This window comes from Pseudomonas arsenicoxydans, from assembly GCF_006438915.1.
GTDB classification, from domain to species: Bacteria; Pseudomonadota; Gammaproteobacteria; order Pseudomonadales; family Pseudomonadaceae; genus Aquipseudomonas; species Aquipseudomonas arsenicoxydans_A.
This window is the reverse complement of record NZ_RCZE01000008.1, coordinates 288,185-311,340: the sequence shown is the minus strand read 5'-3', so window position 1 is coordinate 311,340 and position 23,156 is coordinate 288,185. Positions and strand designations below refer to the sequence as shown.

Here is a 23,156-nt window from a genome sequence, read left to right as displayed (position 1 = left end):
AAATATGTCGATCCAGCTTTCGAGGCTTCAGACGATTCCCTCTTGAGGGAATGACGGCTTCAGCCCCATTGCGCTGTATCAACTCCACAAAGGCGTCTGAGTCGTAACCTTTGTCTGCCAATACCGCTTCGGGCGTAAAACCTTCGATCAGCGCTTCGGCTTGGCCGTATTCAGAGCTTTGTCCGGGCGTCAGCAGCAGGCGTACCGGGTTCCCCAGTGCATCGACGGCCGCATGAATCTTGGTGCTCAGTCCGCCTCTGGACTTGCCCATGGCTTCGGCGTCCTGACATGTTTTTTTGCCGCACCATGCTGATGAACGCGCACTATGCTGCCACCCACCATCAGGTGTTCCAGGTCCGCGTCAGCCGCAAGCGATGCCATGATCTGCAACCAAACGCCCTTGCGTGACCAGCGGTTATAACGCACATAGACCCGATGCCAGTGACCGTAGGTTTCAGGTAGATCCCGCCAGGGCGCGCCAGTTCGGGCAATCCAGAGTACCGCCTCTACAAACAGGCGGTTATCGCGGGCGGTCACGCCTCGGTCGCTGGCTTTACCCGGCAGCAGTTCCTTGATGCGCTCCCATTGATCGGTACGCAACCTATAGCAGCTCATCAGTTAACCCAAATAGCCCAAGGGTATCGAATGGCCCTGCTTAGCTCAAATGAGAACGCCCCCTAGNCTGCAACCAAACGCCCTTGCGTGACCAGCGGTTATAACGCACATAGACCCGATGCCAGTGACCGTAGGTTTCAGGTAGATCCCGCCAGGGCGCGCCAGTTCGGGCAATCCAGAGTACCGCCTCTACAAACAGGCGGTTATCGCGGGCGGTCACGCCTCGGTCGCTGGCTTTACCCGGCAGCAGTTCCTTGATGCGCTCCCATTGATCGGTACGCAACCTATAGCAGCTCATCAGTTAACCCAAATAGCCCAAGGGTATCGAATGGCCCTGCTTAGCTCAAATGAGAACGCCCCCTAGGCATTTGCCTTCGTACTGACCTGCTGTTTGCAGTTGATGGGTATCAGCGAGTGTTACTCGCGGGAGTGCATTTGCCATTCGTAGCAAGTAAAGGTCAGTCTAATGGCCTGTCAGTTTCGCCCAATAAATCACAAGCTTTTATCTATCCATCCGCGTGGAAACAGTAACGTCACGGCCACGCGAAAGCCCCAGTCTTGTGCACCATCTTCCGAACTGTCGAGCCAGTGTCGTAGACCAGCTTGGATGGTTAGAGGCTGACCGCTGATTTTCAGCAGTTGGGTGACCGGGGTTTACGGGTATCGACCTCTCCCGGAATTGCCAGTTATAGGTCGACGCAGTGTTTACCCCGTAGCTGGTGAGGGTAGCTGTGGTGTACGTGAGGAAGGGTTGCAAGAAGGTCTGATTGACCTTTTCTTTTTCATCCGGCGGGCCGTCCTTCAGCCCCCAGATTTGGTTAGCGAGAATGCCGTGAGTCCAGCCGTTTGACTGTTTAGCGCGACCGCCGTGGGGCCTAAGCCCCATTGCTTGCTGCTGATCAGTTTATCGCGGTCAGCACCGCCCTAGCAGTTGTGCTGACCACGACTCTGTCTCACCGAATCACCGAGCCAGTTCGAGCTCGCTTGGCCGCCACGCTTTGGTGAAGAACGATTCAAGTGGACTGTAGAGGCGCAGAATCGTGAACCAGCCCTTGTCCGGCGTGGTCTGGATCCAGTTGCCTGCCTTGGCGTCGGCGGGCTTTGTAGCTCCGAAATAGATGGTGGTGGGCCCGTCCGCGTTCTAGACGGCGGCTGGCGAAGGGTAGCTCTGGCTGCCGGCGCGCGGATAGCGCTGCGGCGCCGGGAGCATGGACCGCGTCTGGTTGTCGTAGACGGTGAACGACCAGAACCTGGCCGCAGGAATTTTCGGCGGCAAGGTCACCTTGTAGGTCTTGCCGCCATCGAAGGGATTCTTCTGCGCATCGGTGAAGCCCATGAGGTACAGCGAGCCCACATTGGGCAGTCGCATGATCATGCCCGGCGAATCCATGGTGTAGCCGTAATAAAAGGCCTTGCGCGAATCGAGTGTTCGCGCCCCTGTCGGTGGTAATGGCTTGAACAAGCCTTCCTTGGTGATCATGGGCGGCGGTGTCTCAAAGTCGAAACCTCCCTGCCATAGCATGCTGGCCCACATCGAATTCGGGTAGTAAGCCCAGCCGGGGTATTCGGCGCCACGAAAGTTCAGTGATCGACCCGCCGCATTGCCCACGGCCGCCGCGTCGGTGAGGATCTTCTTCATCCTCTCGTCCGGCGCAAAGGGCTTGCCCTTGACGATACCGATGGCCGCCAGTTGGCCCAGGAGTTCCGGGTTGAACGAGGTGGCCGGTTCCAGCTGCACAAGCTTGTCGAGCATCTCGTAATAGGCAAAGTCATTAGGGGGAATGGTGTTGAAAGCCTTGCCGCTGCCCTCCACGAATTTTGTCGGCGGTATCGGCGGATTGGGCTCCAGCCGGATCTGGCCGGCGAGCGCCGTGGCGATGCTGGTGCCGTAGCCGCCGGGCGTGTAGGGATAAATCTTCAGCTTGTCTTTGATCAGGTCGACAGCGGGTTTCGGGTCATTGTTCTCCATGAAGGCGCGAACGGCATACAGCACATGATTGGTTTTGGATCGGCCTACGAAGAAGCCACTGTCTGGAAGCGGACCGTCGTAGTCCGGCGGCACGACCAGGTACTTTCCGCCTTCGCCCCGATCAGGGCCGGGCGCGCCGATGTCGATGATCCAGCCGAACCACATGTCATTGAGTGTGCCGAGTGATTTGGGTGGCACCTCAATCACCATTGGACCTTTCGTCAAGTCGAGAACAGAGAGCGAATAGATGGTGTCGGCGTTGGCGGTGAGAAACAGCGATTGGGAGTCCATCAGCTCGGAGAAGATGACCACCGAATTGTCTTCAGCCCCAATGCTGTGGAAACCCTCGCGAATCGCATAGGCCGATGCGCCTGAAAAGCTGTTCATGAACGCGTCGATGCCGCGAGTGAACGCCAAGGTGTCGTAGACGTCCTGCGTGGTTTTAACGCTCGGCGCACCGTCCTTGAACTCCAGCGTGCCGATACGGGTTTCGATGCGATCGGGTGTGGTGATTCCCCGTGGAATTTCGGTGGCCGCCTGCGTGGCGGCCATGGCAGGCAAGGCCAACGCGATAACGGCCGCCAGAGCGGTTATGGGTTTAAGAGCTTGCGTCATGGAGTTCTCCTTGAAGGCTGCCAAATGCATGGACTACCCAAACTGGGGAACTACTGGCGCAGTGACATTTTCGGAGCGCAGTCAATCACACGCCTTGCTCTCTCGTCATCGCTGAGCGGATTGGCATTGATTTGCTCGGATGACGTTTTACAAATATTGCGCACCCTTGTCGGAGCAGAACGGTCTGCTTGATTAATTCTTCCAGCAGACCAAGCATAGGTGCACATTTGCCATTGCTCCAACGACCCGTTACGTCGATACGGCATGCGCTGGTCAATTCGAATGCAAACGGTTGGTCAGCACGAATGCAATTGACTGGTCAGGGGCAATGCAAATGGGTGGTCACCTCCATGTAAATAACACTTTGCAAGTAGTCGCATCGTAACAAGGGACCTGAGCAGCGTCCGCAGCCTGGGCCTGAGTGACAACACCGGCAACCATGGTCGTCGCGGCGAAAGCTATAGTGGCACCGGCAGTGGCGGTTTTGAAGTCCGTTCTTATATCCTCGGTAATCGTCAGGGTGTCGACTGGACGGTTGTTCAGTTGCGACCTACCACTAGGGACCGACGCCCCCTCGGTGTTACAGAGATTCAAAAAAAGGATCCCTGAATTGTTTATTACTAGCCTTCTGACTTTGAGACAAACCTTAAATACTTGCGCCTTCGTAATGGAGGAATATGGCTTTGCTTCAAGGATGAGGCATCCTGTGCTTTTTTTGTGCTGGGTACCGGTATTATTGTCGCTCCATACGATAAGGTCGAAGCCAACTTTAACCCCGCATTGCGCGGGGTTCTTTTTGAGCGCAAATTCAGTTCGGTACTTCGCAAGCCACCTACGGTTCAGTCTGTTTCAAGGAACACAGCGACAAGAGGTAATAGATCCTTGCGAAGTTTGGCAACAAGGCGCTCGGCAAACGAGTCGAGGTCTGGCTTAGCATCCTCCGGAATAGCGCTCAGTGTTGCTCGCATCAGACGCATCAGACGCATCAGACGCATCTGTCGAATGAGCCGTCGGCGAATTGGGCAAAGCATCAAATGATGACGCACCCTCAACTTCTCTCGAAAGCTCAACTGTCCATCGGGATAATCACTTGACAGTGCAACTTGTTCTTTGCAGGTCAGCGTTCACCGGCCTCCTCAAAACGTTCTACGGCCGCAAAGACCTTCAACCGTGCCCGATGCAACAGTACACGAACATTGGCGGGCGAGATTCCCAGAAGATTACAGATCTCTTCCAGCTCCATCCCATGGCGTTCTCGCAGCAGTAACACGCCGCTTTGCAATGGCGGTAGGTATTGGAGGGTGTGCTCCAAGCATAGACGTAACTCGTTTTCCGTCAACAGCGCTTCAGGTGTGTCTTGATGCCAAGCGAATGGTGCCAGCAGCCAATGACTATCGCCAAGCGAAAAGCGATCATCTTCTATTGTTCCATGGGGCAATGGCAAATCATCGAGCAACACCTCCCGGCGGTTCTGCTTGTAGCGACTTTTGGCCGAGTTGGCGGTGATGGTCAGGAGCCAGGTCTTGAGGCTTGAGCGGCCTTGAAAGCCTGCCACATTACGCACCACTGACAACCAAGCATCTTGCACCACATCATCGGCGCCTCTTGCGCCAACGATGGCGTAGGCCACCGCCCGCATGGCGCTTTGATAAGTGCTGACGAGCTCCTTGTAAGCCCGGGGGTCGCCGGATAAGAGCCGTTTGACCAGTTTCGTGTCATCATTCATGTGTATGCCACTCCATTTGAGCGGCATCAGTCAATATCAAAAACATCAGCACAGAAGTACCGTCAAGGGCAGCGGACAGGGAGCCTGATGTTACTTGTGGTACCGCGTTGCCACTTTAGGACACGTCCCAAAAACGCCAGGTACTCCGAGTTTCGCCCAAGAGGATGGACGCGTTGTTCAATTCATAATCATCACATCAATGGACGTAGCGTCGGGCAATCAAATGATCGATAGGTTGCCCGGTCCGGCCGCCATCAAGTACAACAGCACCGCTACCTTGGTCCCGTAGTTCGGGGCATCGTGGGACATGAACAGCTGAATGGTCAGGGTTATACTCAGCATGCCAAGACTGAAAAGCGTGTGGCGAAACCAATTAGGATCAGAACCGGGAAGAAATGCTCCGTGAAAGCGGCCATGTGCGCGATGGTCTCCGGCAATCGCTCCGGAACAACGGAATGATTGACCTTGCCAGGCGTGGTTTGCTGACCCGAAAGGTGCCGTCGAACAGATCAATGGCCAGGCCCTCGATCTTGGACTGCCCAGACCTCCAGAACGCGGCATCGATAGAGAACGTGCGATCAAAGCGATCAGGCTCTGGGGGATCATTCCCTGCAACGTGATGCCGCGGGGAACGGGGGGGGGGCATGGCGATACCTTGAGGTGCAAATGGGAATGGCGTTGTGGCGTATCAGCAGGGCGAGGGTTTGACTGATATCGGATGCTGATGTTGTCTCCAATGCCTGAATCAGGGTGTGGCCGTTTTGCAGGTCGCGGATGAATACATAGGCACCGTCATCGATGTCAAAGACCTGACCTCCTTCTGTTACGCATCACCTGCGCATTTTGCCCTTGGGGGCATCGACGCCGGCCAGCATCTCGTTGGTGAGCCGCCCAGACAGTGACCACTGCAAGGGCAGAATTCAACAGGCTCAGGGAGGGGTGAAAGCCAATGTGCAGTTCATGCAGAATGTTTGGGGCTGACAGCACGGCAGCGACATGTTCACGGTTCAATGGCTGTACATCAGTGGCGTGCCAGGGGGTGAACCGTTTGCGCTCCAGCTGTGCAATATCTGCCAGATACGGCACACTGGCAGCAGGTTCGAAGCCTATGATGAGTCCCGCCAGATCCTTGCCATGGTCTGATCCTCCATCACACAATGAGTTAGGCGGTGGCAGCAGCGCTCAAATGGCGTATTACACGGCATCCATCCAATCCTCAATACCTGTCATCTCTCCCCTGTATATTGCTTAATATTGCTCATCGGAATCGGAGTGAGGAACGAGACTTCAGCATCATCTTTGGGGCCATGATTGAGCGCAATCACTTGCGAAGTTTCAATACTTGAACCATCCAGCAAGAGTGAGAACTCCATGTTTTTTCTCCTGCCTCCAGGCAGCGGTTCGAGACCATTTCGACCGATTTTAAATTCATTCAAAGCCATGGTTATTTCATAGAGTGGAGCGCCAGCGCTCTGCCCCCCGGCTTCGGTATTGATGGCGGTAGATACCCAAACTGTAGACTTGTCTTTTGTGTATTTTATGTACGTGGACAAGTCGTTAAGCCTTGGTGTCCTACCCCATTTGCCGATGTTCTCAACGACATGCTTAGGCAGGCCAGAGGTGTCCTTGCCGCCTACGAAAATACTCGCAAATTTTCTGGCCTGCTCTATATTCAATGGAACCCAGGCGGTGAAGCCCTCTGGTGAGGATTGTTGTAGCTTTTCGTACGTCCGGTTATCGGCTCGATAAAACGTGAGCTTCGCTCCTGGCTGAGCCGACGAAGTCGTCACAACCTCTGTGGACGACGCATGTTGCGAGAGAGATGCGTTAGTGGCCAAGTGGGGGGGCAGGCGCCTTGGTGATACTTTCCACACGCGGAGCAGGTTCTGGGGACTGAAAACGGCGCAGGTTTTGGAGAAGCGTGAGGGCCAATTCGAGGGGAAGGCAGCAACGTGCTGGGTGAATGCACCTGGGCGCTGTCGACCGGGGGGAAAACCCTGCCACTCCTGCGTGCCTGGTTTGTGGGCGGCGTGTTGGGTCTTGCAGGCAATAGGACGCTTGGCATAGGGTCTTTGCCTACATTTTGTCCAAAGTCTTTCGGCATAGTAGTCAATCCTTTGTAATTGGAGGAGTTTAATATCTTCTAGATGCGATGGCTCAGAAGTAATCAACGAAATCGGGATGATATATATTTGATAAAATGTTACAGGTTCTAGCACTCAAGACTCTTAGTATAGCCAGTCTTCGCCGAGCTCAGCTGGCGGAGGCTATGCCAATATTGACGGATTCAGGCGCGCCTTCGCACGGCGCTTGGGTATCAGTCCCCGTGATTGTAGGAAAAGTTTTATGCAAGAGGTCGCCGAGTTGAGTCGTCGGTTATCATGCAGGTTTTTTTAGTTAACAAGATCGACGAGATATCCTATCAGAGAGCTTAATTAATATGGGCAATGAAATCGCTTAGGTCCTTTTCGGTTGGTGAGCTTATCAAGTAGCTGTACGGACGAGTGCAAAGTCGCTGCTTTATAATCGTCCCTGCTGGGAGATAGTTGTAGAATAATTTACACGGAATACCTGGCGCCTTTTGACAGAACTGCAGCAAATCTATACTGGGTTGAATCATAAAATTCAAATCGGCGATAAGTACGTCAAATGAGGGCGTAAAGTCAAAGCTGTAAATAACCAACTCTTCAAAAGATTTGACTGGCATTACACTGTACTGGCCTAATCTGTTAAGTGTTTTTTCAATCTCAAATCGGCGTCCGAAATCCATGTCGGCAATTAATATGCGTAGTTTTTTTGAAGTCAAGGATATTACCTGCAAGGTTGCCTCGGTTTTTAGACTATGGTCACGCTTAATCTATTAGGGTCGGCAAGTTCCAACTCAATGGGCTCGATTCAGAAAAGTCTCTGGAGCTCTCGTTGCCTCTCCTCTCGACCGCCAATGGTTGAGCGTTGCCAAGTCAGCTTCGCTCAATGGTGCATACGCCCGCTGTAAGACTTGTCTCATTTTTCGCCGCTGGATGCGCGTTCCAAGGCAAGCGCGCACGTCTCAAGGTTAATGGAGTAATGGAACTGAGGATCTGCCATTGATCACGGTAACCACGCGTTGCGGGTACGGTATGCCAATTCCTTCGCCAACGCGGTGCAGGCTTTTTCGTTAAACAGATACATCTGGACCCAGTAATGCTCATTCTTGGTCCATACCCGAAGCGTCAGGTGATGGCACTGTTGCCTGCGGAAGAGACCACCGGTGCTGGTGGACTGGCCCCTATCAAGCCGGACACCAACTCCCTGTTAAATTGATGCTTCTGCCAAGCGCCTAAACTCCCATGGTGAGTGGTATTTCAGCGCGCTATGCGGTTGCTCCTCGGTGTCATGCTCAAAGACAATCGTCAGGTTACGTAACACTGTCTTCCGATCAGGCTTGGGTACGTGCCCGACGCAGTCGCGCTTGATCGTTTAACGAAGCTCTCGGCTATGCTGTTGCTCTGCGGGCTTTGCACCGGGGGGCGACGTCTGATGATGTACGGCAGCAATCACTCGTCCTATGAAATTTCCAAAAGCGCTGGAACTACTCGCTGAGGGGGCACCGGTACCGCGCGAGCCAGTTCCGATGCAGAGATCAATCCAGGTAGAGGCTCATGGCTAGGTAGTCAATCGTTTGACTATAATGCCAGGATCTACTCTAACCAGAGCACTCTGCCAGCGGGAACGTACCTGGACAGAGTTGTACCGGGTGTGGGTTTTTTAACCGCTTTTCTTAAGTCGGCTACCAGCGCATCTTCAGGCCCAGCGAGGCCTGCACAGAGGATTTGATGGTCGCGTCGCCGCCAATACTCCATAGTTGCCCGATTGCACCATAGAGGCTGGTGTCTGCCGTCAGCGCCAGGGTTGCACCGGCTTCTGCCTCTGCGGCGCTGTAGCCGCTTTGGCACTCGATCTCCGTCGATGCCACAGGCGTGCTGAAGGTCACCACATCGTTGCTGATGCTCGCCTGGTATAGGTTCAGCCTCGCGTAGGGCTCTAGTTTTCCGGTATCCGTAACGAAGTCGCCTTTCACGCGCGCACCCAAGCGAGCGAGCCAAGCGTTGGTGGTGTGTTGGTTGACCTGCGCTCCGCCGAGCGTCAAGTCGTCTTGGTTCTGCCGCTGGAAGATCAACTGCGCCTGCGGCTCGAGACTCCAGCGTTCGGTCAGGGCGAAGGGTTTACCGGCTTCCACCGACGCGGCAAAACTATGGTAATTGCCCGAGATGCTCGGGTTGTCATCCGGTCGCACGGTATAGTCCTGGCTCCCGCCTTGCAGCACGCTGTCGACGTAGGTACCACTGGAATCCATCCAGGTCGCATAGGCGCCGACATAGCGCGTTTGCAGCTTGTTGCTGCCCACGCGCCCTGTGATGCCATGCGCATTGCCCGAGACGTCGGCATTGCCATCGAGGTAACCGACATAGATACCGGCGCGCCATTCTTCGTTCGCGAAGAGGTCGTTGCCCACCTGCCAACCGCTCACATGCCCCTTGCTGTGGGTATCGGCATCCCCCGGCTGTTGGATATCAAGGTCGGTGTACACCGCACGTCCCCAAGAGCGAAGGTCATGCGCATCCGATGTTGGCGCGGCAGAGTCTCCTTGATTGAACTCGTCACCGACGCGGCGATGCAGATTGCCCAACATTGCAAGGTCTGCCTGCCTGGACTGCGCGGGTAATGCCGCGAGTAGTGGCACTTCGGATCGGAAGGTAGGCACCGCTGAAAAAAGCGTGGGGGATCCTGGCGTCGACACGGGCGAACTCGAACGCAGATACCAGTTTTCCCCCGAGCCCGTGACGTCGGCCGCATAGAGACGATACTCATAGGCGCCGGCATCCACATGGCCGTTGGCCAGCCTGAAGGCATTCTTGGTCGTCTGCGCTGTAGTTGTCGCGCCATTGAGTGCGCTCACCACCTCGATGCCATTGCCGCTGGTCAGCGCGCCGAGGCCGCCCAGGTTGGCGATCTGAAGGGTGGTGTTGCCGCTTGCGCTGGCGGTTGGACCATTGAGCACCAGTCGGTCGCTCGAATTGGCATCACCGCCCAGAGCTGTACCGAGTCGCAGCGTAGCGTTGTTGCCCACATAGGCCCCATTGACCGTAAGCGTGCTGCCAGGAGTGGCGCTCACCAGGCTGACTGTTCCATTGTTTTGCAGCGCCGCCACGGTCTGGTTGAATCCGGCGGTGTCAAGTGTGGCGCCCGCCTGCACTGTATGCACCGAGGTGGGGCTAAAGGCGTTGCTCGCGCCGGCCTGCAAAGTACCGGCCGCCACCGTCGTAGGCCCGCTGTAGGTGTTCGTGCCCGATAGCTGGGTGGTGCCCGTGCCGACCTGAACGACTGAGCCCGTCCCCGAAATCACACCTGTGAAGTTGTTTATGTCCGAGTGATTGAATGCCAGGGCCGCATTGTTGGTGACATCCCCGACGATACTGCCGCTGGTGCCGCCATTGCCGAGCTGTAGAGTCCCGGCGGAGATCGTGGTGCCACCTGAGTAAGTGTTGGCTGAAGTGAGGGTCAGCGTGCCGGTCCCGGTCTTGGTCAAGGCACCGGTTCCCGAGATCGAGCTGTTTTGGGTCAGGGTGCCAGACTGCGCCTCGAAGGTCCCGCCGGCGCCGCCCAGCGTCGTGTTGCGGGCCATGACGATATCGGCTGTCGTGCGCAGCGTACCGCCGTCAAGGCTGAGCGCTGCTGCCGACGCGCCCAGGTTGTTGTCGCTCGATATTTGCAGCGCGCCGCCATTGATCGCGTTACCACCGGTGTAGGTGTTATTGGCCGTCAGGACCAAGGTGCCCAGGTCCTCCTTCTGAATCGACGAACTCCCCGTCAGCACGGAATTAATCGTCGCCGTATCAGCGGCGCCGCTCGCGGTGCCGTCACCGACACGAATGATGCTGGTCGGCGAGCCGACCAGCGCAAGCGGCCCACCACTGATGACGTAGCCGTCGCTGGCAAACTGCATACCGGACACATTGACCTGGCCAAGGCTGTTATCCACGCTCACGGCCCCTGGTTGAGCCATAAACACCGCAAAGGCGGCATCGGTAAAGGGCGCATTCACCGCGCCATCGGCGTCGGTCCAGTTATCGTTGCCAGTGACGTTTTGCCAGAGGCCGTTGCCGCCATTGACGGCGCCGTCGTTCTTCGGTCCTGCAACACCATCCCAGAATCTCAGCGTCAGCCCCGTCGAGTTGACGAGATTGACCTGGTTGGCGACCGAGGTCTGCACACTCAGGGTCGTGCCCGGCGGAGTCGTACCGAGCGCCAGTCCGTTGTTGGCCAGCGTGCCGCCATAACTGATGACTCGGTAGATGCCAGGGATGAAGGTGCCACCGGGCGCGGTGGTGACGTTGAGCGAGCCATCGAAGGTAAGATTGCCGCCGACCACAGTGAGGTCGTTCAACGCCCCTCCCACGACACCGGCCTGGCCGAAACGGTAGTCCAGCAGCGATCCAGCGTTGAGCCCCAAGTCACCGTTGATACCGAGCTGGCCGGGGACGGTTCCCGGGTCCCCCGGCGAGAGGGTGCCGCCGCCGGCGATGTCCACACTACCACCGAGGGTGCCGCTACCGCCCAGTGTTGCACCGGACGCTGCGCTGGCCAAGCCGGTCGCGGCTGACTGATTGCCATCGACGTATAGGGCGCCTGCCAAAACAGTCGTAGCTCCGGTGTAAGTGTTGGCACCGCTCAGAACGGTGGTGCCTGTGCCGATCTGAGACACCGAACCGCTTCCTGAAATGACACCCGCGACAGTGGCTGTATCTGTTCGGTTGACACTCAGCACGGCATTATCGATGACATTCCCCACAATACTGCCGCTCGTGCCCCCGTTGCCCAGTTGCAGGGCGCCTGCCGAGATCGTGGTGCCGCCCGTGTAACTGCTGGTGCCAATCAGCACGGTTGTGCCGGAGCCAATCTGAGACACGGTGCCGCTGCCTGAGATGACGCCTGAAAAAATATTTGTGTCTGTACGGTTGAAGGCCAGGGCCGCATTGTCAGTGACATCCCCGACGATACTGCCGCTGGTGCCGCCATCGCCCAATTGCAGGGTGCCGCCTGAGATCGTGGTGCCTCCCGTATAAGTGTTGGTTGAGGTGAGGGCGAGCGTCCCGGTCCCGGTCTTGGTCAAGGCGCCGGTTCCCGCGATGGAACTGCTTTGGGTCAGGGTGCCGGACTGCGTCTCTAAAGTACCGCCGGTGCTGCCCAGCGTCGTGTCGCGAGCCATGACGATATTGGCCGTTGTACGCAGCGTCCCGCCGTCAAGGTTGAGCGCTGCTCCCGGCGTGCCCAGATTGTTGTCGCTCGATATCTGCAGCGTGCCACCATTGATCGCGGTACTACCGGTGTAGGTGTTATTGGCCGTCAGGACTAGGGTGCCAAGATCCTCCTTCTGAATCGACGAACTTCCCGTCAACACGGAATTGATCGTCGCTGTGTCAGCGGCCCCGCTCGCGGTGCCATCTCCGACACGAATGATGCTGGTCGGCGAGCCGACCAGCGCAAGCGGCCCACCACTGATGACGTAGCCGTCGCTGGCAAACTGCATGCCGGACACATTGACCTGGCCAAGGCTGTTATCCACGCTCACCGTCCCCGGCTGCGCCATGAATACCGCAAAGGAACCATTGCTGAAGGGCGCATTCACCGTGCCACTGCTGTCAGTCCAATTGTCGTTGCCGCTGTTGTTTTGCCAGACGCCGTTGTCGCCATTGACCGCTGCGTTGTTCTTCGGCCCCGCGTTGCCATCCCAGAAATTCAGCGTCAGCCCTGTCGTGTTGACGAGGTTGACCTGGTTGGCGACCGAGGTTTGCACTCCCAGGGTCGTGCCCGGCGGAGTCGTGCCGAGCGCCAGTCCATTGTTGGTCAGCGCGCCGCCATAACTGATGACTCGGTAGACGCCTGGTGTGAAGGCGCCACCGGGCGCGGTGGTGACGTTAAGCGAGCCATCGAGGGTGAGATTACCGCCGACCACGGTGAGGTCGTTCAGCGAACCGCCCACAACACCGGCCTGGCCGAAACGGTAGTTCAGCAGCGATCCCGTGCTGAGCCCCAAGTCACCGTTGATGCTGAGCTGGCCGGGGCTCCCCTGATCTCCCGGGGAGAGGGTGCCGCCGTCGGCGATGTTCACACTGCCACCGAGGGTGCCGCTACCGCCCAATGTTGCACCGGACGCGACGCTGGTCAGACCGGTCGCGGCCGACTGATTGCCATCGACATACAGGGCGCCTACTGAAACAGTCGTCGCCCCGGTGTAAGTGTTGGCACCGCTCAGCACGGTGTTGCCTGTGCCGATCTGAGACACCGAACCGCTGCCTGAAATAACACTGGCGAGGCTTAAAGTGTCCGAGCGATCAAAGACCAGGGCCGCATTGTCGATGAAATTTCCCACGACACTGCCGCTCGTGCCGCCATTGCCCAGCCGCAGGGTGCCGGCGGAGATCGTGGTGCCGCCCGTATAAGTGCTGGTGCCGGTCAGCACGGTCGTGCCGGCGCCGCTCTGGGACACGCTGCCGCTGCCTGAAATATTACCGGCGACGATGACACTATCTGAACGGTTGAAGGCCAGCGCCGCATTGTCGGTGACATTGTCGACGATACTGCCGCTCGTGCCACCATTGCCCAGCTGCAAGGTACCGGCGGAGATCGTGGTGCCGCCTGTGTAAGTGTTGGCTGAGGTGAGGGTCAATGTCCCTGAACCGGTCTTAGTGAAGGCGCCGACGCCGGTGATTGGGCTGTTCTGGATCAGGTTGCTGGTCTGCGTTTCGACGGTCCCGCCGGCGCCGCCCAACGTCGTGTTGCGGGCCATGGCGATATCCGCCGTCGTACGCAGCGTACCGCCGTCTAGGCTGAGTGCTGCTGCCGGCGCACCCAGGTTACTGTCGCTCGAAATCTGCAGCACGCCGCCATTGATTGCGGTGCCACCGGTGTAGGTGTTGGCGGCTGTCAGGTTCAGCGTGCCGGCCCCGGTCTTGGTCAAGGCGCCAACGCCCGCAATGATACCGTTCTGGATCAGGGGCAGAATGCCCGTCTGCGTTTCAAAGATGCCACCTGAGGCATTGAGGGTCGTACTGCGTGCCATGCTGAAGCCCGTCGTGGTCCTCAGCGTGCCGCCCTTGAAACTCAGCGTTCCAGCGGCGGCGCCAAGATTGGCGTTGCTCGATATCTGGAGCACACCGCCGTTAAGCACAGTCCCGCCGGTATAGGTATTGGCACTACTCACAACCGTGGTGCCGCTATAAGCTTGGACTTGACCGGTGCCGCTGATCACTGGTGAGAGCACATAACTGCCGTTGACACTGGTGTGATTTAAGACCAGCAGCGAGTTGATTCCCGCATTCAGTATCACGCTCGATGTGCCCAGGACGCCTGGCGCCACCGCAGCAGCGCCCACGGCAGCACCGATATTGACTACGCCTGTGGCCCCGGCGATGAGTCCCACGCGTACGGAGTTGGCGTTAGCCCGGCCGCCATTGGACAGCGTCAGCGCTGACCGGCCGGTTTCACCTACGTCTATCGACGTAGAGGAGGACAGTAGCGAGCCGGCGCCATCCACGGTGACGTTGGCCACACCAGTGCCATAACCCATACGGATCCCGCCGCTGCCCCCACTCGTTGTGATCGCGCCACCGTTAAGGATGTTTACCGTTGCGTTAGCGCCATTACCCTCGGCGAAGTGAAGTTCAGCGTTTGCGGTCCAACGCGAGCCGGGGCCTGTCACGGTGACAGCGCCGACACTGTTGGCTCCAGCCGCCACACTGCCTGATATCGGAGTTCCTGTGCCGGTGGTTACCTGACCAGCGTTGTTGATGATCAGCGTTCCCCCCAGACTGGTGCTTCCCACGACCAGGCCTATCCCAGCATTCCAAGGACTCGCAAATGTGCCGGGCACAGTAACTACGGTCCCTCCATCAATCGTGACTGCCTGGGCGGGAGCCCAAAATATGTCGACAAGAAAAACTGTCGTCGCGGTGATCACTATGGGCTGTGTGAGCCGCCACCTCAGGGCGATCGAAGCGCTCGTCCTTATTGACCTGTCGACATCATCGGCGTAAGTGGAATTTACCGAAAAGCTCGATTCATGTTTGTCTCTGTTCCGGTCGGAGGTCCCTCCCAAGCGCTGCCAAAAAGCGCCAAACGCCACCCGAGATATCACATCCATTGATGTACTCCAGTCGATGTATTAGCCCGCCTGCGCGAGCATTACGCATTTATCAGCTTGCCAATGGGGTCATGCCAATGCATATCCATCGGCGTCAGCCTCACCATTAGTTGACCTCCTCGACCTCATAGTTCACGTAGCCGAACTCACTGCTGCGAGCCGCCACGTATTTGCCGTTTTGCTCGAAGACGGTGGCCTCGAAGGGTGAGCCGCCGAGGGTCGTCACCAGATGCCCGTCCTTGATTTCGTAGCTGGCCGGAACGCCGAACTGGCCGCCGTGCAGCATGATCAGGTATTCACCGTCTGAAGGCGGTTTGCCGTCGACACTGATCACCGAGCGCTGGCCGTCGTTGCCGTAGACAATTTCAAAGGTCTGGCCGGTGACGGTGTTACGCACCTTGATCGTTTTACCCACCACGTAGGCTTGCAACTGTTCGTTGGTGAGCGCCTTGGCGCCTTCGGTTTTGAGGTCGTCAATGGTTTTACCACGCACCGTCAATTTGCCGTCCTCGGCGTTCGGCGAGTACCAGATTGGCGAGGTCCAGGCGCGTTCCTGCACAGTGGCCGAGACATCGGCAGGCGGCGGCACTTGCAACTTGGCCGCGTCGTAGGTGCTCCAGCGGGGTGTTGGGATCTGTAGCGCGCGGGCGTAGTAGAACGCGTGCTGGGCCGGATCGAAATCCGGGTCGACCCATACTTTTTTCAGCTCGGTGGCACCAATGGTGTTGGTGTAAGTGGCCTTGGAAATGTCGACCGTGGAGCCCACCGCCGGCACTTTGCCTGTGGCCGGGTCCGGCTGACGATCACCAGACCAGGCCACGTCGTAGATCTTCTCGAAGGTCTGCCCGTTTTTGGTCCATCCCTTGATGATCTGGATCCGGTCGAGGTTGCCGTCGTCGGCATCCTTGACTGCCCACACCACGAAGCTCGGCGCCTCTTTGCCCGGTTTTGCCGGCAAGTCGCCGCCCATGGATACCCCCTTGGCGTAGGCGGCATGCACCCAGTCTTTCTCGTTCCACAACGTACTGTCGAAGCCCCAGCCGCCAAACAGGCGCACGGGAATGCGCACGCCGCTGGTGCCATACACTTCTTTGCGTTTCATCGCATCAAAGATCGACTCACGGGTGTTTTCTTCCGCCCAGACCCCGGCCAGGCCGGAGGTGCTGGTTTGTAAAGCAGCCATGCCCGAGTTCTTCTTGCCGGAAAGGCGTAGCTCAGGGGTGTTGTCGGTAAAGCCGTGGGAGCCGAAGTTGTTGTTCTGCGCGTACGGAATTACCCCGTTGTGGGAGTCGCTGGCGGCGACTACGCCCATCTTGTAGGGGTTGAAGCCCTTGGCTTCTTGCAAGGCCATCCCGTTTTGCCAGGCCTGGCGCACGTAACTGCCATTGATTTTGGACGTGCTGTTGTCGAGGCCTATCAGGAAACTCATGATTTCGTAGTTGGCAAATTCATCATTCGGCGAAAGGTCTGGGTAGGTTTCCGAGGTGCCTTTGACCTGGTGGATCTCGGTCAAGGACTCGTTGCGCATCCGTGTTTCAGCCCAGGCGGCATCGATGGGCCGGCCACGGTCATCGACGTCGACCGGAAACATGATGCCGTTGCTGAGGTTGGCGTTGTGCGAGATCGCCAGCACCTCGTTGCCTTGTTTGCGCTGATCGTCCATCCAGCCCCAGAGATCCTCCGGCTTGTTCGAGTCAAGCGCCGTAAAGGGCAGGGCGGGGACCTTTTTCGAATCGCGGAAAAACACGTTGCGGTGCATGTTTTGATTGTGAGGGGCCGAGGTCCATTCATAAGCGACGAAGGTCGTGAACTTGCCGGGCTTGTAGTATTTGTCGGCAATGGCAATGGTTTGTTGCCAGATGCCACCCGCCACCTTCGGATCGATCAGCTCTTCAATGGGTTTGCCACTGATACTGCCGGCAATCCATTTGAAGATCCGGTTGAAATCCTCGGGGGTTTTGGCGATCAGTTTTTTGGCAATGGGGAGTTTGCTGAAGTCCGACTTGGGATCATTCGCCAGGGCGATCACCCCGACATATTCCGAGTGATCAGTGACCCCGTGGAAATCCAGCGGTCGGCCGCGCAATTGCACTTCAAACCCCATCGGGTGCATGACCGGCATGCCCAATGAATATTTGTAAGCTTCTTCCGGYCCGACCAGGTGRTTGCCGATCAGGTAGGCATCAATCGACCATGACGTGTGTGAGTGCGTCTGGCCAAAGAAGACGTCGCGATCCGGGTTACCGTCCGCCAATGCCTGCGTGCTAACGGCGAGAGCGAGCAAGGCGTAGCTGAACAGCRATGKTGTGGTGAAGTGATTATTGGTTTTCATGTTTCACATCTCCGAAACAGCTCAGGACCAAAAAGTCGAGACTCGCTCGAAAAACCAGAAAGCGGCCAGCGTACCCAGCGCATAGGACGCTATCGGCTGGGCATACAGGAGCGCAGGCTTGGGCAGGCGACAACGCAGTAACACCGCGCGCAGGCTCAGCACCCCGGCGACAAACATCAGCTGGCCGATCTCGACGCCGACGTTGAAGGTGAACAGCGCCAAGGGCAGGTCACGTTGCGGCAAGCCGATTTCCGCCAGTGCACCGGCAAAGCCAAAGCCGTGCAGCAAGCCAAAACAGAAGGCCACCACCCATGGCCATTGCGCGGTAAAGCTGGGTTCTCCACGATTCTTGCGGGCAATTTCAACCGCCAGCAACAGAATGCTCAGGGCAATGGTSGCYTCCACGGGAGGACCGGGAAGGTGCACGGCGCCCAGYGCTGCGAGCGCCARGGTRATGGAGTGGGCAACGGTGAACGCGGTGATGGTCTTGAGCAGCATCCAGCCGTTGCGCACCAGTAGCATCAAGCCAAAAACAAACATCAGGTGGTCGAAACCACCGAGGATGTGCTCGATACCATGGACCAGAAACGCACCGGCCACCGAGAACGCGCCGGGCGTGGCGACAATGTCTAGCCACGGTTGGTTGGGTTGCACGAGGGTGGTCGACACCGTTCCGTCCAGCCGCGAGACGCGTACCAGCACATCGGTGATGCTCGCTTGCAGGCCAACGAACTCAATGCGTTTGCCCACCAGTCCTGCGGGGCCGGCCTCGATTACCCGACGCTCGATCAGCGAGTCGTTGAGTTCGCTTTCCACCGGTTCAACGACGTTTTTCACGCCTTCAGAAAACCGTAGCGCGATAGGCAATCGCATGCCGGACAACACCGGCGTGCGCCACAACACGTCGTAGCGCCCAGCAGCGGTTTCGTTGATCTCCATATAAGCGGGGCGGRCATCGTGGGCCAAGGCTGCTTGCCCCATGAATAAAACCAACAACAGGAGCCAGATCGTACGTCCCATCATGGCTGCTCCGTTTGAGTCGCWGCGATCCCGCTAACAGCGGCCGGCATCATCACCACGACTTGGTAGCGTGCTTTGAGYGCATCGAAATTCAGACGTTTCGATTCGGTACGCTGTTCGGAGAGCCAGTCGGATTTGACCTGCTGTGCGACGGTCTCGAACGGTGGCGGCGCGGGCTTGGTCAGCGCATCCATCCACACCAGGTGCCAGCCAAAACCCGATTCCACAGGTCCGACCCAATGGCCTGGTGTTTGTTGGAACAAGGCAATSGCGAATTTTGAACCAAAATTCCGCGCGATTTGATCCTGCGATTGCTCGGCATACGTATCTTTAAACAGGAAGGCATCACCTTGGCCGCTGTTTTTATCCGTCAGTGTGGCGAGCGCGGCTTGAGCCTGCGCTTGCGCGTCAATACCGCGTTTGTCCGAGGCGAAGAATAAGTGATGGAAGGTCGCCAGCGGCGGCGGGGCATATTGGTCTTGATGCTGGTTGTACCAGGCCTCAAGGACGCCGGGGGCGGGTTCACGAAGTGACGCTACGTCCTCTGCGAGAAAGTCCATCTTTTGCGCCAGTCGCCGGCGAATGATGGTGTCGTCTTTTTCGAGCCCGAGCTTCAATGCTTCGCGRTAGAGGATCTCCTCCTTCACATAATCATCGAGCATCCCTTGAAGCTGTTGATCGGTCGGCGGNGAGCCTGCGCTTGCGCGTCAATACCGCGTTTGTCCGAGGCGAAGAATAAGTGATGGAAGGTCGCCAGCGGCGGCGGGGCATATTGGTCTTGATGCTGGTTGTACCAGGCCTCAAGGACGCCGGGGGCGGGTTCACGAAGTGACGCTACGTCCTCTGCGAGAAAGTCCATCTTTTGCGCCAGTCGCCGGCGAATGATGGTGTCGTCTTTTTCGAGCCCGAGCTTCAATGCTTCGCGGTAGAGGATCTCCTCCTTCACATAATCATCGAGCATCCCTTGAAGCTGTTGATCGGTCGGCGGCCGTTGCCAGCGCGCCAGCCAGGAGATTTCGATCCGCTGAATATCGTCCGGGGTTATTTCGATACGTTGAGGGTCCTGATTGATCGCTGAGCTGTGCAAGCCACCGTAGAGGACAAACAGTCCAAAGCCAGCAATCAGGAAGTGCAGTAGCGGTTCTCGAAGGCAGCGTTTAATTAAAGAGAATCTGGATGTTGTTTCAGTAACCGTTAAGGTCATGACTTATTGCCCCACGCTTAAATCGAACAGATTCGATGCGAACTGGAGTATTGCCGTTAACGCAAAACTTTCCATCAAGGCTTATCACGATAGGCACTAAGGCCTAGTCGAAATCGGCTTAAGGCAAAAGCGCCGCCCGTATAACCGGGCGGCGGTGACACTAAGGCATGTAGGTCACGTGAACATCGTTGACCTTGCCGTTGAAGGCGAAAGGCGCGCGGTCGAAGTAGTCGAGGGTGACGGGAGAACCCAGGTCCTCAGCTACGTCGAAGGTTTCGCTGGCAGTGAAGGTCAGGGCCGGTGTAAACGGCGTCACGCCTTTGGCAATTTCCTTCCCGTTAAGCAGCAAGCTCAAGTTGGCGGGTGCACCGAGTTTGGCTGACGACATCGTAGTGAGCACTTCGATGCTGACTTTACCGGCGGGTACTCGTTCGGTGGACCGGAGTTTGACGCGAGCAATGGCCAGGTCGTTGTATTCGTAAACCAGGAAGCCGTCATCCATATACAAGCTGACCCCACCACCAATACCGCCCAACGCATACAGCACGCCACTGGCGCCGGCTGGAACTTCGGCGTCGACGACTACTTTGCTGTTCTGGCTACGCAGGTTCGGTGCGGCGAACTCAGGGAAGCGCTTGATGCGATCGCTGAAGTGCCACTCGTGCTGCGTGGTGGCTATCCGTGCGGCCGGATTGAGGAACGGGTACAGATCCGCACCAATCGGGTAGACATAATTGGCCTTGGCCTGGACGTTGAACTCTGCCGGCGGCCGTGGTGCCCATCGGCGGCGTGTTGTGCCATTTGCCAAAAGCAGCGGTGCTGTAGCCATATTGCTTGAGCACTTCGGCCATGGTTGCCGAGCTTTTCGGAATTTCGCCGGGGGGACGCTAAGCTCAAGTGTGTGAGCGGATTGCATAGTCGTCGCGAACAAGGCAATCAGGTGCTGGCGATTCCTCACAATGCCAGCCTCAGCAACGGCATGATGTTTCCGTAAAACGTCGACCGCAGCGCCCCTTTGATGCTGCATGGGCCAAAACACGTATGTGGAATGAGGCACTGACCGAGATCCGCGAGGTCAGGGGCATCGCGGAAACGGTCGTCGGTGGTTGACCGATGATCATGGATAATTCAATCGTCTGGAAAAGGTTGTGCCGCAGGAAAAGCGATTGCCGGATCTGAAGCGTCAGTTAGGGGTGCATTAAGGCGGGCTGCTGTACGCTTAAACGCACAACAGCCCGCTCATCATCGGTTAAATTCAGTCAATTTGACTGCTTTTGGATTCGGGTATTGCTCTAGTGACCTTAGATACTCACCGATCAGCTTCAGGTAAGGAGCAATCACCCAGCCGTTGACGGCAGTCGTATTGACCTCCTCACGCGGATCTTGCTCGATATTGAAAATGGATGGATAGCCCGCCAGTTCGGCACGGTACCCAGCGCCACCGGCCATTGACGGATTGCCCGCCGAGCTGACGAATTGCTTGGGATAGATGCGGAACTGTCGCCAGCGCACGGCAACGATCTCGTCACCGATGAAGGTGATTAAGCTATCGCGCTTGGAGTTCGCTTGCTTGCCGGTGAAAAAATCGCTCTGGTCCACCCCATCGATAGGACGATCCTTTGGGATATCCGCGCCGATTATTTTCGCCAGGGTCGGGAAGAAGTCATGTATAGAGACCATCGAATTACTCGCGCGTGGTGCGATCTTGCCCGGCCACTTGATCATGCCAGGCACCCGTAAAGAACCTTCCAGTGCGTCGCCGACCTCGCCCCGGAACGGGCCATTGAAACCGCCGCGGGACTCGGCAGGTCCCTCCGTCGGTGAGGCTCCATTGTCAGATATCCAAAGCACGATGGTGTTGTCTTCGATGCCGGCAGTTTTGATGGCGTCCAACACCTGGCCAGTGCGGTGGTCGAGTTCCATGATCGCATCGCCATACGGGCCACTGCGCGACTTGCCGACAAATTCTGGCGAGACCAGCGAAGGGTAGTGGGTGTTCGTCCAGCCGACGAACAGGAAGAACGGTTCCTTCGCCTTGGCCTGCTGTCCGATGTAGTCCACGGCCACAGTGGCGATGTCACCCTCTACCTGGCGACGGTAATCCAACGTGTAGGGCCGTATCTTCTTCAGGTTGCCGTTTGCCTCTGATTCCCAGATACCGGGCTCGGACGCGGCGATGAGCGCTTCAGGCAGTCCGGTGCGCTGCATGCTGTCGCGATACAGAGTGCCATCGGTCGTTTCGATAACGCCGACCCGGAACTGGTCATAGCCCTGACGGGTTGGCCAACTCTGCTCGCTTGCACCCAGATGCCACTTGCCGACATAGCTTGTCGCATAACCTTGGCTCTTGAACAATTCTCCCAGTGTCACTTCACTGGCCTGGAGCGTGTTCGGCGTACCGCCGACGATGATGCTGCCAAGACCTGCACGGGGTGAATAACGTCCGGTTTGCAGCGCCGCCCGAGAGGGCGTGCAACCTGGTTCAACCAGGAACTGGGTAAAACGCAGGCCTTCGCTGGCGAGCTGATCGATGTTCGGGGTTGGCATACCGCGAATCTCCCCCGCGCCATAGGCGCCAATGTCACCGTAGCCAACGTTGTCGGCCAGCATCACCACGACGTTGGGTCTGTCTTGGGCATGCGCTGAGCCCATCAGTGCGATCAAGAATAACGATAGCCAATTGCGGTGCATTGTTTCTCTCCAGATGTGCTGCAGATGAATTCAAGATGGGATGACATCCATTTCAATTTTGTCGCACCCTCATTCAGCACACGCGCTGGCGCAATAGCGCCACGCCGGTCAGCAATGCCCACAATGGCAGCAGCACAATGAAGACCATCTGGATCACTTCTGCCAGTTGCGATAGCCCCAACACGCCGGCGACAAAGCCACCGGCATAGCAGACGCCGACTGCCATCAGCAGGCGCCCGTAGGGCATTTGCGACGCACGCATGGCCGAGCCGATGGTCAGCCCCCAAAAAGCCATCACCGGCCCCTCCATCACCCACAAGCCGTGCTGGGTTGCATTTGCAACCACCAGCCATGCCGCTTCACTGGCGGCCTTGCTTAACGGGTCACCAGCGGAATGCATGGCGGCCAGCGGCGACACCGTAGCGAACAGAATGGACGCGCCCGCAATTCCCATCACCACGTAAATGACAATGCACAGCGTGGCCATGTCGATTACGGTGCCGTGCTCGTTGCGCAGCAGTGCTCCGAGGTAGCCGCCAACTATTAGAAATGGCAGATAAAAACCCAGCGTGTCCAACACCATCGCTGAGTGAAAATAATTGTGAGCCTGCGATGGTAGCGCCAGAAAGACTTCGGGCTTGAACACCACCGAAAAATCACCACCGGTTGCCGCGATATACAAGCCGACATTTATCCAACCCAGTAGCGCGCCAATGATGGCGACCCAGCCAACTAAACGACGGCCATCGGCTGCATGCAACAAGTGAATCTTTCCTAATTTAACTGCGTACATTTTTCATC

General features: G+C 57.4%; 13 protein-coding genes and 7 pseudogenes. 2 read left to right on the top strand and 18 right to left on the bottom strand.

The features are described 5' to 3' along the window. The 11 genes and pseudogenes from EAH78_RS18900 to EAH78_RS32775 all read right to left on the bottom strand — a co-directional run. On the bottom strand, nucleotides 1-271 hold a 271-nt coding region (locus EAH78_RS18900; protein ID WP_140668857.1), incomplete at its 3' end, for a transposase. Next, nucleotides 247-615 (bottom strand): IS5 family transposase, encoded by a 369-nt coding sequence (locus tag EAH78_RS18895; protein WP_140668856.1) that lies wholly within the window; start codon nucleotides 613-615, stop codon nucleotides 247-249. The genes EAH78_RS18900 and EAH78_RS18895, both read right to left, overlap by 25 nt. Nucleotides 616-688: 73 nt before the next feature. Continuing rightward, a pseudogene (locus EAH78_RS18890) lies at nucleotides 689-913 on the bottom strand (transposase); the annotation flags it as partial. 194 nt (nucleotides 914-1,107) lie between these two features. After that, a pseudogene (locus EAH78_RS32780) lies at nucleotides 1,108-1,524 on the bottom strand (transporter); the annotation flags it as partial. Nucleotides 1,525-1,576: 52 nt separating this feature from the next. Further along, nucleotides 1,577-2,971 (bottom strand): annotated as a pseudogene (locus EAH78_RS18880) (DUF1254 domain-containing protein). A 1,067-nt stretch (nucleotides 2,972-4,038) separates the two neighbouring features. Continuing rightward, nucleotides 4,039-4,320 carry a zf-HC2 domain-containing protein gene (locus EAH78_RS18870; protein ID WP_140668853.1) on the bottom strand — a complete coding sequence of 94 codons (282 nt, stop codon included), beginning with the start codon at nucleotides 4,318-4,320 and terminating at the stop codon, nucleotides 4,039-4,041. Next, complete coding sequence (locus tag EAH78_RS18865) at nucleotides 4,317-4,925, bottom strand: RNA polymerase sigma factor (RefSeq protein WP_430539941.1); 609 nt, start codon at nucleotides 4,923-4,925, stop codon at nucleotides 4,317-4,319. Before EAH78_RS18865 ends, EAH78_RS18870 begins: the two co-directional genes overlap by 4 nt. Before the next feature lie 196 nt (nucleotides 4,926-5,121). Beyond that, nucleotides 5,122-5,531 (bottom strand): annotated as a pseudogene (locus EAH78_RS18860) (DoxX family protein). Between the two features lie 620 nt (nucleotides 5,532-6,151). Continuing rightward, nucleotides 6,152-7,144: a hypothetical protein gene (locus EAH78_RS18855; protein WP_140668852.1), complete on the bottom strand. Its 993-nt coding sequence runs from the start codon at nucleotides 7,142-7,144 to the stop codon at nucleotides 6,152-6,154. A gap of 212 nt (nucleotides 7,145-7,356) precedes the next feature. Next, nucleotides 7,357-7,731: a hypothetical protein gene (locus tag EAH78_RS32180; RefSeq protein WP_161599694.1), complete on the bottom strand. Its 375-nt coding sequence runs from the start codon at nucleotides 7,729-7,731 to the stop codon at nucleotides 7,357-7,359. A gap of 488 nt (nucleotides 7,732-8,219) precedes the next feature. Then, nucleotides 8,220-8,431, bottom strand: a pseudogene (locus EAH78_RS32775) (integrase core domain-containing protein); the annotation flags it as partial. Here EAH78_RS32775 and EAH78_RS32770 point away from each other — a divergent pair. Further along, a pseudogene (locus tag EAH78_RS32770) lies at nucleotides 8,430-8,672 on the top strand (hypothetical protein); the annotation flags it as partial. The pseudogenes EAH78_RS32775 and EAH78_RS32770 overlap by 2 nt on opposite strands. A 22-nt stretch (nucleotides 8,673-8,694) precedes the next feature. Here the strand turns inward: EAH78_RS32770 and EAH78_RS18850 are convergent. The 5 genes and pseudogenes from EAH78_RS18850 to EAH78_RS18825 all read right to left on the bottom strand — a co-directional run bounded on the left by EAH78_RS18850 (nucleotide 8,695) and on the right by EAH78_RS18825 (nucleotide 20,493). After that, nucleotides 8,695-14,517 (bottom strand): autotransporter-associated beta strand repeat-containing protein, encoded by a 5,823-nt coding sequence (locus EAH78_RS18850; protein ID WP_161599693.1) that lies wholly within the window; start codon nucleotides 14,515-14,517, stop codon nucleotides 8,695-8,697. A gap of 697 nt (nucleotides 14,518-15,214) precedes the next feature. Next, nucleotides 15,215-17,440, bottom strand: coding sequence for a DUF3604 domain-containing protein (locus EAH78_RS18845; RefSeq protein ID WP_140668850.1), 2,226 nt, complete (start codon nucleotides 17,438-17,440; stop codon nucleotides 15,215-15,217). 21 nt (nucleotides 17,441-17,461) lie between these two features. Beyond that, on the bottom strand, nucleotides 17,462-18,460 hold the full coding sequence (locus tag EAH78_RS18840; protein WP_140668868.1) for a HupE/UreJ family protein: 999 nt from the start codon (nucleotides 18,458-18,460) through the stop codon (nucleotides 17,462-17,464). Then, nucleotides 18,460-19,149: pseudogene (locus tag EAH78_RS18835) on the bottom strand (peptidyl-prolyl cis-trans isomerase); the annotation flags it as partial. The gene EAH78_RS18840 and the pseudogene EAH78_RS18835, both read right to left, overlap by 1 nt. A 675-nt stretch (nucleotides 19,150-19,824) precedes the next feature. After that, nucleotides 19,825-20,493, bottom strand: a complete 669-nt coding sequence (locus EAH78_RS18825; RefSeq protein ID WP_240051898.1) for a hypothetical protein — start codon at nucleotides 20,491-20,493, stop codon at nucleotides 19,825-19,827. A gap of 72 nt (nucleotides 20,494-20,565) precedes the next feature. Here EAH78_RS18825 and EAH78_RS33135 point away from each other — a divergent pair, with 72 nt between their 5' ends. Continuing rightward, nucleotides 20,566-20,658, top strand: coding sequence for a DUF3604 domain-containing protein (locus tag EAH78_RS33135; protein ID WP_345789802.1), 93 nt, complete (start codon nucleotides 20,566-20,568; stop codon nucleotides 20,656-20,658). Between the two features lie 248 nt (nucleotides 20,659-20,906). Here EAH78_RS33135 and EAH78_RS18810 read toward each other — a convergent pair whose 3' ends face one another. Continuing rightward, nucleotides 20,907-22,355 (bottom strand): arylsulfatase, encoded by a 1,449-nt coding sequence (locus EAH78_RS18810; RefSeq protein ID WP_140668847.1) that lies wholly within the window; start codon nucleotides 22,353-22,355, stop codon nucleotides 20,907-20,909. A gap of 73 nt (nucleotides 22,356-22,428) precedes the next feature. Beyond that, complete coding sequence (locus EAH78_RS18805; protein ID WP_140668846.1) at nucleotides 22,429-23,148, bottom strand: hypothetical protein; 720 nt, start codon at nucleotides 23,146-23,148, stop codon at nucleotides 22,429-22,431. Nucleotides 23,149-23,156: the final 8 nt, after the last annotated feature.